This window comes from Catellatospora sp. KI3 (assembly GCF_029948125.1).
Taxonomy (GTDB): Bacteria; Actinomycetota; Actinomycetes; order Mycobacteriales; family Micromonosporaceae; genus Catellatospora.
The window spans coordinates 268385-284254 of the sequence record NZ_JASAMB010000007.1; the positions used below are offsets into that span (position 1 = coordinate 268385).

A 15870-nucleotide genomic window follows, 5' to 3' on the forward strand; every position below is an offset into this window, starting at 1 on the left:
GAGCCCGCCGCGCTGAGTGGCGACCGGTCAGTCGGCGGCGGGGTTCCTGGTCCTGCCCCGGCTACCGGTCCCGGGAATCAACTGGTGACCCGGACCCACTGGCCGCTGCCGTCCTTGTACTCGTACCCGTACGACATGACGATGTCGTTGCCGCACTGCGTGCTGCTCTTCGAGCCGACAGCGTACGTGCTGGACCCGAAGTGCCACTGCGTGCCGAAGGGGAAGTAGTCGCAGTGCAGGAAGGCCCGCACGGCGCGGCCGCAGCCGTTGTAGGTGACCGTGACCTGGTTGAAGGCCAGCCGGGGGGAGACGGTGTAGCTGAGGTTCGCCGAGGCGCTCACGTCAGGCACGCAGAGGGTGCCCGAACCGGTCGCGGCGGCCGGGGCCGCTCCGGCCAGGGTCAGGCTCACCGCGAGTGCGGCGGTGCCGAGGCAGGCGGTGACTCGGGAGGTGAAGCGGGAGATTCGCATTCTGATTTCCTTCAGGGGTAGGCGTCGCCAGGGGTCACGCGGCCGCGGCGGCGTTGGCGAGCGCACGCTGCGGGCGGTGGGTACGGTCGAGGATGTAGGCGTCGACGCGGTCGTAGAACTTTCTGACCTCGGCGTTGTCACCGTGTGAGGCTGCGGCGTAGTCGCAGGCGACCCAGCGGTCGTTGATGTCGGCGTCCGGTAGGTAGCCCTCGGTCACGGTTCCTACCGCCCATTCAGGGCGGCCGGCCGTCTCCCAGCAGCTGTAGAGCGTGCCGTCGGCGTTGACGACGGCACCGGTGCCGCCCGCGAACTCTCCGCAGAACGGGCAGTCGGCGACGGAGGTGCCCATGACCGGAACGTGCAGCCCGCGGTCCATCGCGCGGGAGATGAGCCCGAGAAACCGTTCAGCCAGGCCGGTCGAGTAGAACACCGTGTTCTCGTAGCCGACGCCGACGTCGTCGATGAGGGCCAGGTGCAGGCTGGCGGGCTTCGACGTCGGCAGCTGCGCGAGGTCGTCGATCAGCAGCTCGATGCCGTCGATGTTGTGGTGCGAGATGTTCACCCGGTAGTGCCATTCGAGCTCGGGCACGGCCGCCGCCGCGGCTCGGATGTTGGTCATGATCCGGTCGTACGTCCCGTCACCCCGATGGTCGATCCGGGTGTGGTCGTGCTCGGTGCGGGCGCCGTCGAAGGTCACCTGGATGCGCCTCAGGCCGGCCGCGTGCAACTGGGCGGCGAGATGCGGCCGCAGCAGCACCGTGTTGCTGATCATCTCCGCGTGCACCATGCCGAGCGGCTGCAGGGCACGGAGGATGCCGAGGCAGCCAGTCGGGTTGAGCAGCGGCTCGCCACCGAACAGCAGCACGGTCAGCGAGTCGAAGCTCAGCTGCTGCATGCGTTCTTGTACAAAACCGCTGATCAGGGAGATCGTGTTGTCCGACAGCAGTGCGCGCTTGATGCGCGGCGGTGCGAACGGACTGGCCTGTGCGGGGCCGCTGTTCTGGAAGCAGTAGGCGCAGCCCAGGTTGCACGACGTGGCGGTGAGGACGGTGACACCGAACGGGCGGGCGGGCGGGGCGTAGAAGCCGTTCTGGTCGAGCACCGCCCGAGCCTCTTCCACCAGCACGCCGTCGACCACGGCCTCCATGGGCAGCCGGGCCACCCGCGGACCGGTGACGCACCACCAGCCGTCATCGGCTGGGATCAATCGAATGGACATGTTGCCAACCCCGTTTCGTCGACAAGAAAATGCCAGGTCCGCGACGAGACGTCGTGTCGTCGCGGACCTGGTATCGAGCGGAGCGATCACGGTGATCTCCGCCCGTTCGGGCGGGTATCAGAGGTTGATACCGCAGACCACGCGCTCCGTGGTCTCAAAGATCTCGATCTTCATGCTGATGCACCTCCCCCCGTCTCCCCGTGTCTGTCCAGGTCAATCCGATCCGGACCGTGTCGAGTGATTGATGTTCATCGCTCACCCGCAGAAGAAACCTACGATGCTCGAACGCAGTTGCACAAGAGAGTTAGCGCAATTAAATATGCACAAACTTTTTTGTGAATGCTACAGTTGGGGGGTGACGTCGAAGACCAGCCCAGTTACCAGCATCGATGCCCTGCGGACCATCGCCCACCCGGCGCGGATCCGGTTGTACGAGATCCTGCTCCAGTCCGGACACAGCACCGTCTCTCAGCTGGCTGACCGGGCCAACCTGGCGATCGGATCCGCCAGCTACCACCTTCAGCAGCTCATGCGCGCCGGCTTCGTCGAGGAGGTCAGCGGGCCGACTCAAGACCGGCGCGAGCACTGGTGGCGAGCGATTCCCGGTGGTCTGAAGTGGTCTCCGGCGGACTTCCTCGGTTCTCCCAGCGGCCAGGAGATCTCGACGAGCGCCCAGCGGATGCTCACCGAGCGGCGGGTCAAGCGGCTGGGCCGGTGGAACGAGTCCTGGCAGTCCTGGGGGAAGGAGTGGGTCGAGGCAGCCGTCGAAACGGACGCGATGCTGAACCTGACGCCGCAGGAGCTGTCCATGATGGTCGCCGAGCTCACCGCGGTCATTCGGCGGTGGGCCGCCACCGGCGCAGAGCCGAACGACGACTCCGGTTCCCGGTCGCCCGTTTTCGCCTTCCTCAGCGCCTTCCCCGTCGAACCGTCGGAGGCGCGCAGCCGTGGCTGAGGGCGGCGATCTGGTGGAGGCGGTCGAGAGTCGCGCGGTCGAGCCGCGGCGCGGGGCCATCCGGCAGCCGGCCTTCCGGCGGTACCTGCTGGGAATGACCATCGACCTGATCGGCGACCAGGCCTGGTTCATCGCGCTTGCCTGGGCCGCGGCCCGGACCACGGATCCGGGCAAGGCGAGCCTCATCGTGGCGGTCGGCACGGTGCCGCGGATGCTGCTGCTGTTGCCGGCCGGGGTGCTCGCCGACCGGCTCGGTGCGTTGCGCGTCGCACAGGGCGCGCAGGCACTGCGGATCGCCATCATGTGCTGCGCCCTCGCCGTCGCGCTGACCCGGCCCTCCAATGTGCTGCTGCTCGGTGCGGTAGCCCTCGTCTTCGGCGTAGGCGACGCCCTGCGGCTGCCTGCCGCGGGCGCACTGCCGCCGGCTCTGCTCGCACCGCGCGACCTCGCACAGGGACAGGGCCTCATCACCACGGCGGGGCGGATCGCGTCCGTGGTCGCCGGGCCGGTGGCCGGGCTGGCGCTGACCGCGGCCGGGTTCACCGGCGCCGTCGGGATCATCGTGGTGCTGTTTCTGCTCGCGTTCCTCGCCTTCGGCACACTGCGCGGCAAGGTGGACGAGCGGGAGCGCCCGGCGTCCAGGGCCGAGTCGAGCCTGCTGTCCGGCCTGCAATACATCGGGCGCCAGCGGGACGTCCTGATCGTGCTGATCGTCGTCACCGCCCTGAACCTGGCCCTGGCGGGCCCGCTCAATCTCGGCGTCGTGCTGCGCATCGAGCGCAGCGGCTGGGGACCCGCGGCACTCGGCCTGATCATCGGGGTGTTCGGGGCGGCCGCCGCGCTCGGCGCGCTCTCGCTGACCGTCTTCGAGCCGCGTCGAAGCCCGGTCGTGGTCGGCTTCGCCTGGACCGCTGTGAGCGCTGCCAGCATCGCCGCGCTCGGCTACACCCCCGACATCGTGCTGAGCGTGCTGGCCGTGGCGGTGGCCGGACTGGCTCTCGGGCCCGCGGGCGCCCTGCTGCTCGGCCTCGTTCAGGCTCGCACCGATCCCGACTACCGCGGTCGGGTGATGAGCCTAGTCAGCTTCTCCGCGTTCGGGCTCACCCCGGTCGCGCTCGCCGGTTTCGGCTTTCTGGCGCAGGCGATAGGTCTGCCGCAGGCCTTCCTCGCCAGCGGCGGAGCGGTCGTCCTCCTGGCGCTGGCGGGCATGCTGTCGCCGGCGATGCGCGCGCTCACCCTGCCCGAACCGACATCAGAAGGGCTCCCTCGTGAACCAGACCATGGCAGATCCTGACTACTTCGACGCGCTCGCTCCGCTCTACGACCAGCTGAAAGCCGGCGACAACCTGCACGCGTGGGTCGGCCTGCTGCTGCAGCCGATCGAGCGGTGGGGGACGGGGGGCCGCCGGGTGCTGGACGTCGGATGCGGCACCGGTGGTAGCAGCAAGGCGTTGCTGGACCACGGCTTCGAGGTCACGGGCTGCGACATCTCCGCCGGGATGATCGAGACCGCCCGTGCCAAGGACCCGGCGCGGGCCATGCGCTTCGTGCAGGCGGACATGCGCAGCCTGCCGAGCTTCCCGCACGGGTTCGACGTCGTCAACTGGATGGGCGACGTGCCCAATCACCTGCTCGACGAGAAGGACCTGGGCGATGCCCTGAGGTCGAGCAGGGAAGCGCTCACCGCCGGCGGCCTGCTGATCTTCGATGCCAACACCCTCGCCGCCTACCAGGCGCTCTTCACCTCATCCGAGCTCATCGACCGCGGCACTGCGGTGTTCGCCTGGGTCGGGGTCACCGCCCAGCCGCAGCCCGACTCCGTCGCGCACGCCCGCATCATCGCCTTCCACCAGGCGGGCGACGCCTGGCAGCGCAGCGATGCCGCCGTGACGGAGCGGCACTACAGTCCGCAAGTCATCGAACGGCTGCTGCGCGAGGCGGATCTGGAACTGCTCGCCGTGTACGGGTTGCGGGGCGGTCAGCTGGTCCAGCCCGCCGACGAGAACGAGCATTTCAAGACCGTCTATGTGGCCCGGCGCAGGTAGGCGCCCCGGTCCCGAGGACCGCTCCGCCCACTGGCGACGAATGTTGAGAAGGGCCCCTTCTACATCGGAAAGCGATAAGAAGGGGCCCTTCCTTGCGTCGGTCAGGGGTGGGTGGTGGTGAGGGGGTGGTGGAAGTAGCTGGGGGCGGCGGTGACGCGGTGCGGCCCCGGCGTCGCCTGCCAACCGTCCTGCCACACCTGGAAGGCGCGCTCGGGCAGCGGGACGCGGGCGGTGACGGTATGGCCGGGTTCGGCGGTGACGGAGGCGAAGCCCGCGAGGCGGCCGTCGACGTAGACCTGGACGGTCTCGCGTCCCGGGCGGGCGCCGGTGTTGCGCACGGTCACGACGGCTTCGCGGCCGTCGACGGCCAGCTGCTCGTACGCCCAGGCGGTGTAGCCGAGTCCGTGGCCGAACCACCAGCGCGGCGCGGCGCCCGCGCCGTCCCAGGCCCGGTAGCCGATGCGGGTGTCCTCGGCGTAGGCGAGCACCCCGTCGGTGGGGGCGGTCGCCAGGACCGGGCAGTCCTGCTCGCGTACCGGCCAGGTGGTGGGCAGGCGCCCGCCCGGCTCGGCGGCGCCGGTGAGCACGTCGGCCAGCGCGTGCCCGGCCTCCTGCCCCGGGAACCAGGTCAGCAGCACGGCAGCCACGTCGTCGGCCCACGGCAGCTCGACCGGTGATCCGGCGTTGACCACGACGACGGTGTTCGGATTCACCGCGGCGACCCGGGTGACCAGCTCGTCCTGGCGGCCGGGCAGGGCCAGGCAGGTGCGGTCGAAGCCCTCGGACTCGACCTGCTCGGTGGTGCCCACGACGATGATCGCGACGTCGGCCGACGCGGCGGTGCGGACCGCCTCCTCCAGCAGCGCGTCGGCGGAGGCGACCGGCTCGCCGAACCCGAGCGTGAGCGCGATGAGGGCGAATCCTTCGGGGAGCATGACCTGCTGCCGCAGCGTCACGTCGACGGGCAGCCCGGCGGCGAGTTCGATGGGGAAGCGCTCGTCCGGCGGGGCGAGGAAGGCCGCGCCGGGGTCGTTGGAGTCGGGCAGCATCGTGTCGTCGAAGACGGTCTGGCCACCGGCGGTGAGGGTGAACCGGCCGACGCCGCGGATGCCGAGTTCGTGCTGGCCGGAGGCGGCGGGGGTGAGCCGGCCGGTGATCTCGACGGTGGCGAGCTGGTCGCGGGTGACGCCGGGCGGCAGCTCCATCCACAGGCCCATGCCGCTGCCGAGCGGAGTGCGGTGCAGGACGGCGCCGGAGTGGTCGCGGAAGGTGGCGGTGAGCCCGGTCCACTGCGGCCCGGAGGCGGCGGCGAGCTTGGTGCGCGGGTCGGCGCCGATCGCGTACTCGACGCGCAGACCTGCCGCGATCAGGCCGTCCAGTGGGGACACGACGTGGTGCGGGAAGACGTGGGCGCTGCCGCCGCCGAGGATGCGGGCATCGCGGGCCAGCGCGCCGATGAGCGCGACGGTCCCGGTGCCCGGGTCGAGCGGGAGCAGGCCGCGCGGGTTGGCGGCCAGCACGAAGGAGCGGGTCGCGAGCTCGCGGGCCAGGGCGTCGCCGTCGATCGGTGCGGGCCGGTCGGCGACCGGAACCGCCGGGGGTACGCCGTCCAGCGCGCCGACCCGCGCCGCCAGGCGCAGCACGCGCCGTACCTGGTCGTCGACGAGCTCGGGGTCGACGGCGCCGGAGCGGACCGCGTCGGCCAGGCGCCTGCCCCACGGGCTGCCCACGCCGGGCATCGCGACGTCCAGACCGCCGGTGACGGTGGCGACGGTGTCGCGGGCGGCGGTCCAGTCCGAGACGATGAAGCCGTCGAAGCCCCACTCGCCCTTGAGCACGTCGCGCTGCAGGGGCGCGTGCTCGGTCATGGTCACGCCGTTGACCTTGTTGTACGCCGCCATCACGCCCCACGCCCCGGCGGCCACGATGGTCTCGAACGGCGCCAGGTACAGCTCGCGCAGCGCCTTCTCGCTCACCACGTTGTCGACGGTGAACCGCTCGGTCTCGGCGTCGTTGGCCACGAAGTGCTTCACCGTGGTGGCGACGCTGTGCTCCTGCACCCCGCGCACATAGCCGGCGCCGATGGCCCCGGTGAGCAGCGGGTCCTCGGAGTACGCCTCGAAGTGGCGCCCGCCGAGCGGGCTGCGGTGCAGGTTGACCGTCGGCGCGAGCAGCACGTGGACGCCCTTGCGCCGGGCCTCCTGGCCGAGCAGCCGCCCCGCGCGCCGGGCCAGCTCCGGGTCCCAGGTCGCGGCCAGCGCGGTGGGGCTGGGCAGGGCGATCGACGGGTCGGCGGCGCTCCACTGGGTGCCGCGTACGCCGATGGGGCCGTCGCTCATCACGATCGAGGCCAGGCCGATCGCGGGCACGGCGGGCAGGGACCACATGTCCTGACCGGACAGGAGGCTGACCTTGGTGTCGAGGTCGAGGGCGGCCAGGGCGGTCTCGACCGCGGCCTCGTGCTCGGTACGCAGCGCTGACATGCCCGCCATCCTGCCCCACCTACCGAGTGCTCGGTAGGTACCGTTACCGTCCCGTGATCTGATACCCCGATATGCTCCCGTCCATGGCACATCCCCGGCGACGAGTCCCGCCCGAGCAGCGACGGTCGGAGATCCTCGCCGCCGCCCTGGCGGTCTTCGCCGAACGCGGCTACCGGGGCGCCTCGCTGGCGGCCGTCGCCGAGCGGGTCGGCCTGACCCAGCAGGGCCTGCTGCACCACTTCCCCAGCAAGGACGCGCTGCTGGCCGAGGTGCTGCGGCTGCGCGACGAGATCGACCAGCGCACCTTCACCGACGACTGCGGCCTGGACTCGCTGGAGCGGGTGGTCGCCCACAACGCGACCCGGCCGGGGCTGGTGCAGTCGTTCACGGTGCTCGCCGCCGACAGCGTCACCGACGAGCACCCCGCCCGGCCCTTCTTCACCGAGCGGTACCGGGCCGTGCGGGCCGTCATGGCCGAGGCCGTACGGCGCGACCTCGGCGACGACCTGCCCGCCGGGCTCACCCCCGAGCAGGCGGGCGCACTGCTGGTGGCGGTGATGGACGGCCTGCAACTCCAGTGGCTGCTCGACCCCGACGAGATCCGCATGACCGACGCCTTCCGCGCCTTCACCACCCTCCTTCGCGCCGGCAAGCGTTAGGAAGGGACCCTTCCACCTCGGAAAGCGATAAGAAGGGTCCCTTCCTTCGGGCCTGTCAGGCGGGGGTGAGGTCGCCGGGCTTCCAGGCGCCGTCGAAGGCGGCCTGCTCCGGGCCGTAGATGCGCAGGTAGGCGAACCAGCCGCGGCCGGGCGCGGTCTGGATCCAGTGCGTGTCCGCGTTCTCGGCGGGCGGCGTCGGGCCGAAGTGGAGCAGCACCGGATCGGCGCCGGTGGCGCCGCGCAGCTCGACCAGCGACCGCAGGGCGCCCCGGTTCTGGGCGGTCCGCACCTGGGAGCGGGTCTGCGCGTCGTAGACGGTGACCGACCAGAACAGGTTCGCGGGCACCGGCTGCGGTACCTCCAGCGTGTAGCCGGTGCCGCCGTCGAGGTAGGCGCCGGTGGCGTCGCGGGCGGCCAGCCAGTACAGCGAGCCGCCGCCGACCTGGCGCCGGAACATGGCGGGGGAGGTGACGATCGCCTGGGCGAACCAGCGGTCGCGCGCCTCCAGGTCCAGGCCGACCGGGGTCTGGAAGTCGGGATCGTCGGGCACCAGGCCGACCCACTCCCAGCGGCGGTCGGGCCAGGCGATCCGGTCGCGCCGGGCGCTGGCGAACGCCGACACCAGCAGCTGGTCGCGGCCGATCCGGGCGGCCCGGGACAGGATCGAGGTCATCCGCTGGTCGGGCGTGAACGGCCGCCCCTTGATGATGCCGAGGGTCGTGAGCAGGCCGTACATGTCGCGGTACGCCTCGGCGAGCGGTTCGGCGTCCAGGACCCGATGCAGCACCTGCCAGAACTCGAAGTCGTCCTCCCAGCGCAGGCAGGTGGAGTCCATGGCCCGGTCGCTGGTGTCCTCGAAGTCGAGCAGCCGGTCCGGGCGGCCCAGCGGGTACACCTTGACGCGGCGCAGCGCGTCCAGGGCCCGGCCCAGGTTGCCGTCCAGCGGCAGCGCGCGCACGGCAAGCAGCGCCCGGTACGTCCCGGCGCGTCCGACGTGGTGGCCGGCCGGGACCTCGCCGCTGTGGCCGGGCGGCAGGATCACGTGCTTGCCGCCCTTGCCCGCGTCCGGACCGGGGATGCCCAGATCGGCGACCCAGCGCTGGTGGTGGTCGTCGACCAGCCCGATGTAGGGCCCCGCGGGCAGCTCCACCACCATCGGCCCGCCGGTCAGGTCCAGCACCGCCGAGCCGTACGGCGTGTCGGAGTTGAGGGTGAAGCCGACCTGCTTCGGTCCGGTGGCCGCGATGCCGATGGTGCGGCCGTCCTCGATCCCGGCCTCGCGGTTGCCGTTGAAGATGCCCTCGGCCGACACGGTCGGATACCAGAACCGGTACGCCGTCACCGCCCGCCCCAGATCCGCGTCGTCCCGGATCCGGGCCACGGTGGCGTCGTCGGGATAGCCGTGCTCGAAGCGGTACTCCTGCGGCGCGTCGGCGGAGCGGGGCAGTGTGCTCGTCATCGCGGCTCCTCGTGTGGCCTCTGTGCCGAGGTTAGGGCGCGAGCACCGACCCCTGTGTCCGTTTCGCACAAATCGTCCCAGGCGGAATCACCCTAGGACGCTCTAGGGCGTGCGCGCGACGGTCGCGCTCGCGTCGGCGCTCGCGGCGGCGATCGTGCAGTTTCGGGGAAAGTGCAGCAATGCCGCCCAAGATTCGTGCACTTTCCCCGAAACTGCAGCCGATCTTGAAGGGGTTGCGGCAGGAGGGGCGCGGTGTTCGAACGTGTGTTCGAAAACACCCCGGAAAAGAGTGGGCAGGTGGGGGTCGGGAATTAATCGGCAGGTGGCGATGGATGTATCGGTTATCTCCGGAAATGAGTGAATGTCTGATCCACTTTGCTCACTAGAGTCACTCCCCTTGACCTTCGGAGGGGAAGATGTGCGGGATAACCGGACTGGTCGCCTGGTGGCAGGGCCAAGCCCGGAACAGGCAGGTCATCATAGCGATGACCGAGACACAGCACCATCGCGGCCCGGACGACGCGGGCGTATGGGTGGACGACCACGTCGCGTTCGGACACACCCGACTGAGCATCATCGACCGCTCCGGCGGCGCCCAGCCCATGGTCGTGCGGCGGCCCGGCAGCGGCGAGGTCGCCATCACCTTCAGCGGCGAGGTGTACAACCACTTCCAGCTGCGCGAGCAGCTCACCGCCGCCGGGCACCGGTTCGCCGGCCGCAGCGACACCGAGGTCGTGCTGCGGGCGTACCTGCACTGGGGTGAGGGCTTCGTGCACCACCTGCGCGGGATCTACGCCTTCGGGCTGTGGGACTGCGACCTGGAACTGCTGCTGCTCGTACGCGACCGGCTCGGCGTGAAGCCGCTGTACGTCGCCCGTACCCCCACCGATCTGGTCTTCGGGTCGGAGCTGAAGGCGCTGCTGGCCCATCCCGACCTCACCGCCGAGGTCGACGAGGAAGGGCTGGGCGAGCTGCTGGGCCTGGTGCCGATGACCTCGCCGGGGCACGCGGTGCTGCGCGGCATCGAGGAGGTGCCGCCAGCGACCGTGCTGCGCCACGACCGCGACGGCCTCACCCGGCACCGGTACTGGCAGCTGGAGAGCCACCCGCACCTGGACGACCGCGACACCACCGTGCGCCGCGTGCGTGACCTGCTGGAACGGGCGGTCATCGAGCAGGCCGCCGCCGACGTGCCGGTCGGGGCGCTGCTGTCGGGCGGGCTGGACAGCTCGGCCGTGGTGGCGCTGGCCGCCGGGACGACCACCCAGCCGCTGCTCACTTTCGACATCGACCACGGCAGCACCGCCGCGCACACCGCCAGCTCGTTCCACCGCAGCCACGACCACCCGTACGCGCTGGCCGTGGCCCGGCACACCGCCTCGGAGCACCGGACCGTGCAGGTCGGCACCGGCGACCTGCTGCGGGCGCACGAGTCGACGCTGGCCTCGATGGACCTGCCCAGCCTGACCACGATCAACGCGTCGCTGTCGCACCTGTTCGCGCGGATCAGCCCGCACCGGCGGGTGGTGCTGTCCGGCGAGGGCGCCGACGAGCTGTTCGCCGGGTACCGCTGGCACGACGCGGCGGCCGCCCCGCGCGGCACGTTCCCGTGGTCGGCGACGTACCAGCCGCTCGTGGCGGTGCTGCGGCGGGAGACGCTGCGGCAGGTGCGGCCGGTCCGGTACGCCCGGCAGCGCTGCCTGGCCGCGCTGGAGCAGATGCCGGCGCTGGACGGCGAGACCGGGCTCAGCCGCAGGCTGCGCGAGATCCGGTGGCTGACCATCGTGTTCTACCTGGCGTTCCTGCTGCGCCGGGCGGACCGGTTGGCGATGGCGCACGGGGTCGAGGTGCGGGTGCCGTTCCTGGACCACCGGCTGGTGCAGTACACCTGGAACATCGGCGGGGGCTGGCAGCGCGCGCGGGGGCTGGAGAAGGGGCTGCTGCGCGAGGCGGTGGACGGGCTGCTGCCCGAGCAGGTCACCTGGCGGCCCAAGTCGGGGTATCCGGCGAGCCTGACCTCGACGTACCAGGACGCGCTCTGGGAGAAGGCCCGCGAGCTGGTCACCGATCCGAACGCGCCGGTGCTGGGGCTGGTGTCGGCGCGGCGGCTGAAGGCGCTGCTGGACGTGAACCACGGGCACCTGGACGACTGGACCGCGACCCAGCACGTGGCGTACATCCTGGAGCTCGACGCCTGGCTGCGCCGCTACTCCGTCCGCATCCGGTGAACCGGCCCCGGGCGGGTCACACCCGCCCGGGGCCGAACGCGGTGAGGAAGTGGTCGCGGAAGGCGTCCATGCGCCAGACCGGGGCGCCGGGGCCGGGGCGCAGGCCGTCCTGCCAGCCCCAGGAGCCGATCCGGTCGAGCACGGCCCGGTCCCGGGCCACGATCGTGATCGGCACGTCGCGGTTGGCCTCGGCGCCGGTCACCGAGGGCGACGGCTGGTGGTCGCCGAGGAAGACCAGCACGAGATCGTCGTCGCCGTAGCGCTCGACGTACGAGATCAGGGTCTGCAGGGAGTAGGCGATCGCGGTGCGGTACGCGGCGCGGACCCGGTTGCGGTCGCGCTGGGTGACGATCTCGGCCGGGTCGCCGGAGCCCGCCGCGGCCGGGTAGCCCGATCCGTCGCCGACCTGGTCCCAGCCGACCAGGGGCGGCACCGGCTCCCACGGCGAGTGGCTGGAGATCAGCGCGAGCGCGCCCATCACCGGCGGGTGGCCCGCGCCGCGCTGGTCGCGCTGGAACACCGACAGGGTGTACTGGTCGGGCATGGTGCCGAAGCTGTAGACGGGCCCCTGGTAGTTCAGGTCCGGGCGGATGTAGGTCCGGTCGTAGCCGTACACGCGGCCCTCGGGCCAGGGCTGGGTGGTGGCGGGCATGACCGACACGGTGTGCCAGCCGGCCAGGCCGAACGCGCTGCTCAGGGTGAGCCGGCGGCTGTACAGGAACGCCTGGTAGCGCGGGGCGCTGTCGATCCACAGGCCGGACAGGAAGGTGGACTGGGCCAGCCAGCTGCCGCCGCCGGCCGTCGGCGAGGTGAGCCAGCCGCTGAGGGCGGCGTACCCGGCGGTGCGCAGCCGGTCGGCCCCGGCCGCCAGCACCGGGTCGACGACCGAGGACAGCTCGGGGTCGGCCAGCGCGATCCGGCCGTAGCTCTCCACGAACGCGACGACGACGTCCTTGCCGTGCAGGCCGGTGAGCAGCCGCGCCCCGGGCACCTCGGCGTAGGCGTCGGTCCCGAGCTCGTCGAGGAACGCGTCGCGGTCGGCGGCGCCCGCGCGCACCTGCTCGATCCGGTCGTACGCGTCGTGCGCGGCCACCGGCAGCCCCGGCACCAGCTGCACCCCGGCGATCACGGTCACCGCCCAGACCACCGCCAGCAGTGCCACGATCCGGCCCGCGGCGGTACGGTGCGCGACCGCCAGCCGCGACACCCGGCGAAACGACGCGCTGAGCAGCAGGATCAGACCCACGGCCAGCGCGAGGGCGAGGACGGCCGCGGTGTTCGCGAGCCCGGCTCCGGCCGATTCGCGCAGGTACACCACGGCGGCGCTGAGGAACGAGCCGTCCTGGGCCGGGTTGAACGGCCGGTCGAGGAACTGCGAGAACCCGAGGCTGACCACCTTGAGCACGGCCAGCACCCCGAGCAGCAGCCCGACCACGGGCACCGCGATCCGGCGCGCCCGCTCGCGCAGCACGAGCACCAGGGCGATCCCGACCAGCCCGTCCACCGGCACCCGCAGCAGCGCGGCCGGGGTGAGCTGGGCGGTCCGCTCGGGCGCGACCAGGAACAGCAGCAGCACGACCAGCGCCAGCCCGGTCAACATGCGTCCGCCCACCAGGCGGCTTCTGCCGACCACGGCCGGGCCGCCCGGCTCGGCGGTGCGTTGATCAGCCGTGGCGGCTGCCTGGCGGGGCGGGTCGTCGGCGGGCGGCCCGGCCGAGGTCATGGCCGCTGGCGCCGGCTCGGCGGCGGCTGTGACCGGCGCTGCGGAGTCCGGGGCGGCGGACGCGCGTTCGGGATCGGACGGCGGCACAGGGTCCTCCAACTGGCGCCCGGGTGGCGCAGGTCATCGACGGGTCGGTGCGGTGGCCGCGACGGTGAGCGGCTCTGCGTTAAGAAGGGGCCCGTCTACTACGGAATGCGATGGGAAGGGGCCCTTCCTTACGCGCAGGAGGGTGAGGGTGCCGGGGAGGGCGGCGGCGAGGCCGAGGATGCCGTACGTGGTGGCGGTGGCGACGCCCTGCGCGGCGGTTAGTCCGGCTGCCGCGAACGCCCAGGCGGCGACGCCTTCCCGCGGTCCCCAGCCCGCGACGTTGAGCGGCAGGGCCATGGCCAGCAGGGCGAGCTGGGTGAGCGGGACCAGCAGGAGCAGCGGCGCGGTGGCCCCGGCGGTACGGGCGGCGAGCAGGAACGTGAGCAGGTGGGCGGGGACGATCAGGGCCGACGAGGCGGCGATGCCGAGCCGGACCCGCCGGTCGCGTAGCGCGGTGCGGATCTCGGTGCCGACGTTGCGGGCGGCGCGGGCCCAGCGGGCGCCGCGGCCGCCGCGGCCGCGCAGGAGCAGCCGTGACGCCACGGCCAGGGCGAGCCCGGCGCCGAGCACGGCTGCGACCAGCAGCGGCATGCGGGCCCGGACGGGGGAGGGCAGCACCAGCAGGAGCAGGGTCGAGGCGGCGACCTGGACGGCCAGGCCGAGGGCGCGCTCCAGCACGACGGCGCGTACGGCCAGGCGCAGGTCACTGATGTGCAGGCCGTGCCGCACCGCCCGGTGCACGTCGCCGACGACCCCGCCGGGCAGGACGGAGTTCAGCAGCAGCGACCGGTAGTAGGCGGCGACGGCGTGGCGCAGCGGCAGCCGTACGCCGAGGCCGGCGGCGACCAGGCACCAGCGCCAGGCGCAGCCGACGGTGGCGACGGCGCCGAGGCAGAGGGCGGCGAGCAGGGTCGCCGGGCTGATCCGGCGTACGCCGTCGAGGAACGGGCCGGTGCCGACCTGCCACAGCAGCAGGCCGAGCAGCAGCACCCCGCCCAGCACCCGGGCCCAGGTCCACATTCGCGCGGCCAGCACCTCACCTCTCCCGCCGAGTACGCCTGTCGACGTTATACACAGTCACCGGTCGGCGGGCGGCCGATCGGCGATCAGTGACGCCAGCACGCCACCGAGCGCGGCCGTCGTGCGGTCCCAACCGGTCAGCGTGCCGCGGCGGGCCAGCGCGGCCCGGCGCAGGTCGGCGCGCAGGTCGGGCTCGGTCAGCCAGCGCCGCAGCGCGGCGGCGAGGGCGGCCGGGTCGGCGGGCGGCACGAGCAGGCCGGGCAGGCTGCCGTCGGGGGCGCGGCCGAGCGCCTCGGGCAGGCCCTGCACCTCGGTGGCGAGCACCGGGATGCCCCGGGCCAGCGCCTCGGTGACGACCATCCCGTACGACTCGCCGCGTGTGGGCAGCACCAGCAGGTCGGTTGCCGCCCAGGTCCGGTCGAGGGCGGCGCCGGTCTGCGGTCCGACCAGGGCGAAGCGGTCGGCCAGGGGCGCGGCCGCCTCGCGCAGCAGCCGGACGAACCGGGGGTCGCGGTCGGTCGGGCCGACGCAGCGGCACCGCCAGTCCCGGTCGGCGAGCCCGGTCAGGGCGCCGAGCAGTATGTCCTGGCCTTTGTGCGGGGCGACGGCGGCCAGGCACAGCAGCCGGTTCCCGGCGGGGCTGCCGGGGACGGGCGCGGCGGCGTCGACGCCGGGAGTCGCGGTGTGGACGCGGGCGGGCGGCAGGCCGTACCGCTCGATCAGCCGCCTGCGGCACCAGGAGCTGGTGGTGACCACGGCGGTCGCGGCACCCAGCACCGTCTGCTCGGCCGGGGCGAGTCCGGGGTCGGCGTCGCCGAACACCATGTGCGCCAGCACGACCGGGCGGCAGGCGGCGACGAGTTCGGCGGCTTCGAGCGCGACGAGCCCGTCCACCAGCACCAGCGCGTCGGCGGGCAGCGCGGCGAGGGCGGCGGCCAGCCCGTCGGTGGCGCCGCCGGCCACGGGGTGCTCGCGCACGGTCCAGCCCGCGGCGGCGAGCCCGTCGCAGACGCGCCGGTCATACCGGTTGCCGCCGCTGGGGTTGGCCGGGTCGTCCACGCCGTCGGGCAGCACCACGTGGACGGTGCCGCCGGGCGGGGCAGCGGCCCCGGCCGGGTTCACAGGCCGCGCTCGTAGCCGGCCCAGGCGACGTGCGACTCGTGCAGGGTGACCGTGACTCCGGCCAGCTCGCGGGCGCCCGGTCCGAACGCGCCCGCGTGGACCCGTTCGACCAGGCGGTCGGCGATGACCTGGGCCAGCACCTCGGTGGTGGTGTTGCGGCCGGCCAGCGACGGGTCGTCGTCGAGGTTGCGCAGGTGGAACGCGGCCAGGATGGCGTTCAGCTCGCGGGCGGCCGCGGCGATGTCGACGACGATCCCGTCGGCGTCCAGCGCGGCCCGCCGGAACGTGGCGTCGACCAGGAACGTCGCGCCGTGCAGGGCCTGGGCGGGGCCGAACGTCTCGCCGCGGAAGCTGTGGGCGACCATCATGTGGTCGCGGACGGTGACGCTGAACAAGGGGT

Annotated in this window: 13 protein-coding genes; 5 read left to right on the plus strand and 8 right to left on the minus strand. The window is 72.6% G+C overall.

What is annotated here, in order from left to right:
* Positions 1 to 77: 77 nt before the first annotated feature.
* Both QEZ54_RS14680 and QEZ54_RS14685 read right to left on the minus strand, forming a co-directional pair.
* A complete protein-coding gene (locus tag QEZ54_RS14680) occupies positions 78 to 470 on the minus strand; it encodes a hypothetical protein (protein WP_281305137.1) in 393 nt (130 codons plus the stop codon).
* A 34-nt stretch (positions 471 to 504) separates the two neighbouring features.
* Positions 505 to 1689 carry a radical SAM protein gene (locus QEZ54_RS14685; RefSeq protein WP_281305138.1) on the minus strand — a complete coding sequence of 395 codons (1185 nt, stop codon included), beginning with the start codon at positions 1687 to 1689 and terminating at the stop codon, positions 505 to 507.
* A gap of 355 nt (positions 1690 to 2044) precedes the next feature.
* Here QEZ54_RS14685 and QEZ54_RS14690 point away from each other — a divergent pair, with 355 nt between their 5' ends.
* Genes QEZ54_RS14690 through QEZ54_RS14700 form a run of 3 tightly spaced genes read left to right on the plus strand, consistent with a single transcriptional unit; the run spans position 2045 to position 4689 of the window.
* Positions 2045 to 2644, plus strand: a complete 600-nt coding sequence (locus tag QEZ54_RS14690; protein ID WP_281305139.1) for a helix-turn-helix domain-containing protein — start codon at positions 2045 to 2047, stop codon at positions 2642 to 2644.
* Positions 2637 to 3938 carry an MFS transporter gene (locus QEZ54_RS14695; protein ID WP_281305140.1) on the plus strand — a complete coding sequence of 434 codons (1302 nt, stop codon included), beginning with the start codon at positions 2637 to 2639 and terminating at the stop codon, positions 3936 to 3938. The genes QEZ54_RS14690 and QEZ54_RS14695 overlap by 8 nt, the downstream gene beginning before the upstream one ends.
* Positions 3913 to 4689 carry a class I SAM-dependent methyltransferase gene (locus QEZ54_RS14700; RefSeq protein WP_281305141.1) on the plus strand — a complete coding sequence of 259 codons (777 nt, stop codon included), beginning with the start codon at positions 3913 to 3915 and terminating at the stop codon, positions 4687 to 4689. Before QEZ54_RS14695 ends, QEZ54_RS14700 begins: the two co-directional genes overlap by 26 nt.
* A gap of 101 nt (positions 4690 to 4790) precedes the next feature.
* Here QEZ54_RS14700 and QEZ54_RS14705 read toward each other — a convergent pair whose 3' ends face one another.
* Complete coding sequence (locus QEZ54_RS14705; RefSeq protein ID WP_281305142.1) at positions 4791 to 7181, minus strand: glycoside hydrolase family 3 C-terminal domain-containing protein; 2391 nt, start codon at positions 7179 to 7181, stop codon at positions 4791 to 4793.
* 74 nt (positions 7182 to 7255) lie between these two features.
* Here QEZ54_RS14705 and QEZ54_RS14710 point away from each other — a divergent pair, with 74 nt between their 5' ends.
* Complete coding sequence (locus tag QEZ54_RS14710) at positions 7256 to 7831, plus strand: TetR/AcrR family transcriptional regulator (protein ID WP_281305143.1); 576 nt, start codon at positions 7256 to 7258, stop codon at positions 7829 to 7831.
* Positions 7832 to 7886: 55 nt separating this feature from the next.
* Here the strand turns inward: QEZ54_RS14710 and QEZ54_RS14715 are convergent, their stop codons facing one another.
* Positions 7887 to 9290 carry a DUF1254 domain-containing protein gene (locus tag QEZ54_RS14715; protein WP_281305144.1) on the minus strand — a complete coding sequence of 468 codons (1404 nt, stop codon included), beginning with the start codon at positions 9288 to 9290 and terminating at the stop codon, positions 7887 to 7889.
* Between the two features lie 416 nt (positions 9291 to 9706).
* Between QEZ54_RS14715 and asnB the strand changes: the two genes are divergently transcribed.
* Positions 9707 to 11518: an asparagine synthase (glutamine-hydrolyzing) gene (gene asnB / locus QEZ54_RS14720; protein WP_281305145.1), complete on the plus strand. Its 1812-nt coding sequence runs from the start codon at positions 9707 to 9709 to the stop codon at positions 11516 to 11518.
* 16 nt (positions 11519 to 11534) lie between these two features.
* Here asnB and QEZ54_RS14725 read toward each other — a convergent pair whose 3' ends face one another.
* From QEZ54_RS14725 to QEZ54_RS14740, 4 genes are read right to left on the minus strand one after another with little or no spacing between them, the layout of a single operon-like run.
* Positions 11535 to 13328, minus strand: a complete 1794-nt coding sequence (locus QEZ54_RS14725; RefSeq protein ID WP_281305146.1) for a sulfatase — start codon at positions 13326 to 13328, stop codon at positions 11535 to 11537.
* Between the two features lie 33 nt (positions 13329 to 13361).
* On the minus strand, positions 13362 to 14348 hold the full coding sequence (locus QEZ54_RS14730; protein WP_348650547.1) for a lysylphosphatidylglycerol synthase transmembrane domain-containing protein: 987 nt from the start codon (positions 14346 to 14348) through the stop codon (positions 13362 to 13364).
* A gap of 57 nt (positions 14349 to 14405) precedes the next feature.
* A complete protein-coding gene (locus QEZ54_RS14735; RefSeq protein WP_281305148.1) occupies positions 14406 to 15470 on the minus strand; it encodes a glycosyltransferase family 4 protein in 1065 nt (354 codons plus the stop codon).
* A complete protein-coding gene (locus tag QEZ54_RS14740; protein WP_281305149.1) occupies positions 15467 to 15865 on the minus strand; it encodes a 6-carboxytetrahydropterin synthase in 399 nt (132 codons plus the stop codon). Before QEZ54_RS14740 ends, QEZ54_RS14735 begins: the two co-directional genes overlap by 4 nt.
* Positions 15866 to 15870 lie beyond the last annotated feature (5 nt).

Bases quoted from the DNA above. Each gene is read 5' to 3' on its own strand.
- QEZ54_RS14705 (WP_281305142.1), bottom strand. From the start codon at position 7,181: ATGGCGGGCATGTCAGCGCTGCGTACCGAGCACGAGGCCGCGGTCGAG.
- QEZ54_RS14710 (WP_281305143.1), top strand. From the start codon at position 7,256: ATGGCACATCCCCGGCGACGAGTCCCGCCCGAGCAGCGACGGTCGGAG.
- QEZ54_RS14715 (WP_281305144.1), bottom strand. From the start codon at position 9,290: ATGACGAGCACACTGCCCCGCTCCGCCGACGCGCCGCAGGAGTACCGC.
- QEZ54_RS14680 (WP_281305137.1), bottom strand. From the start codon at position 470: ATGCGAATCTCCCGCTTCACCTCCCGAGTCACCGCCTGCCTCGGCACC.
- QEZ54_RS14685 (WP_281305138.1), bottom strand. From the start codon at position 1,689: ATGTCCATTCGATTGATCCCAGCCGATGACGGCTGGTGGTGCGTCACC.
- QEZ54_RS14730 (WP_348650547.1), bottom strand. From the start codon at position 14,348: ATGTGGACCTGGGCCCGGGTGCTGGGCGGGGTGCTGCTGCTCGGCCTG.
- asnB (WP_281305145.1), top strand. From the start codon at position 9,707: ATGTGCGGGATAACCGGACTGGTCGCCTGGTGGCAGGGCCAAGCCCGG.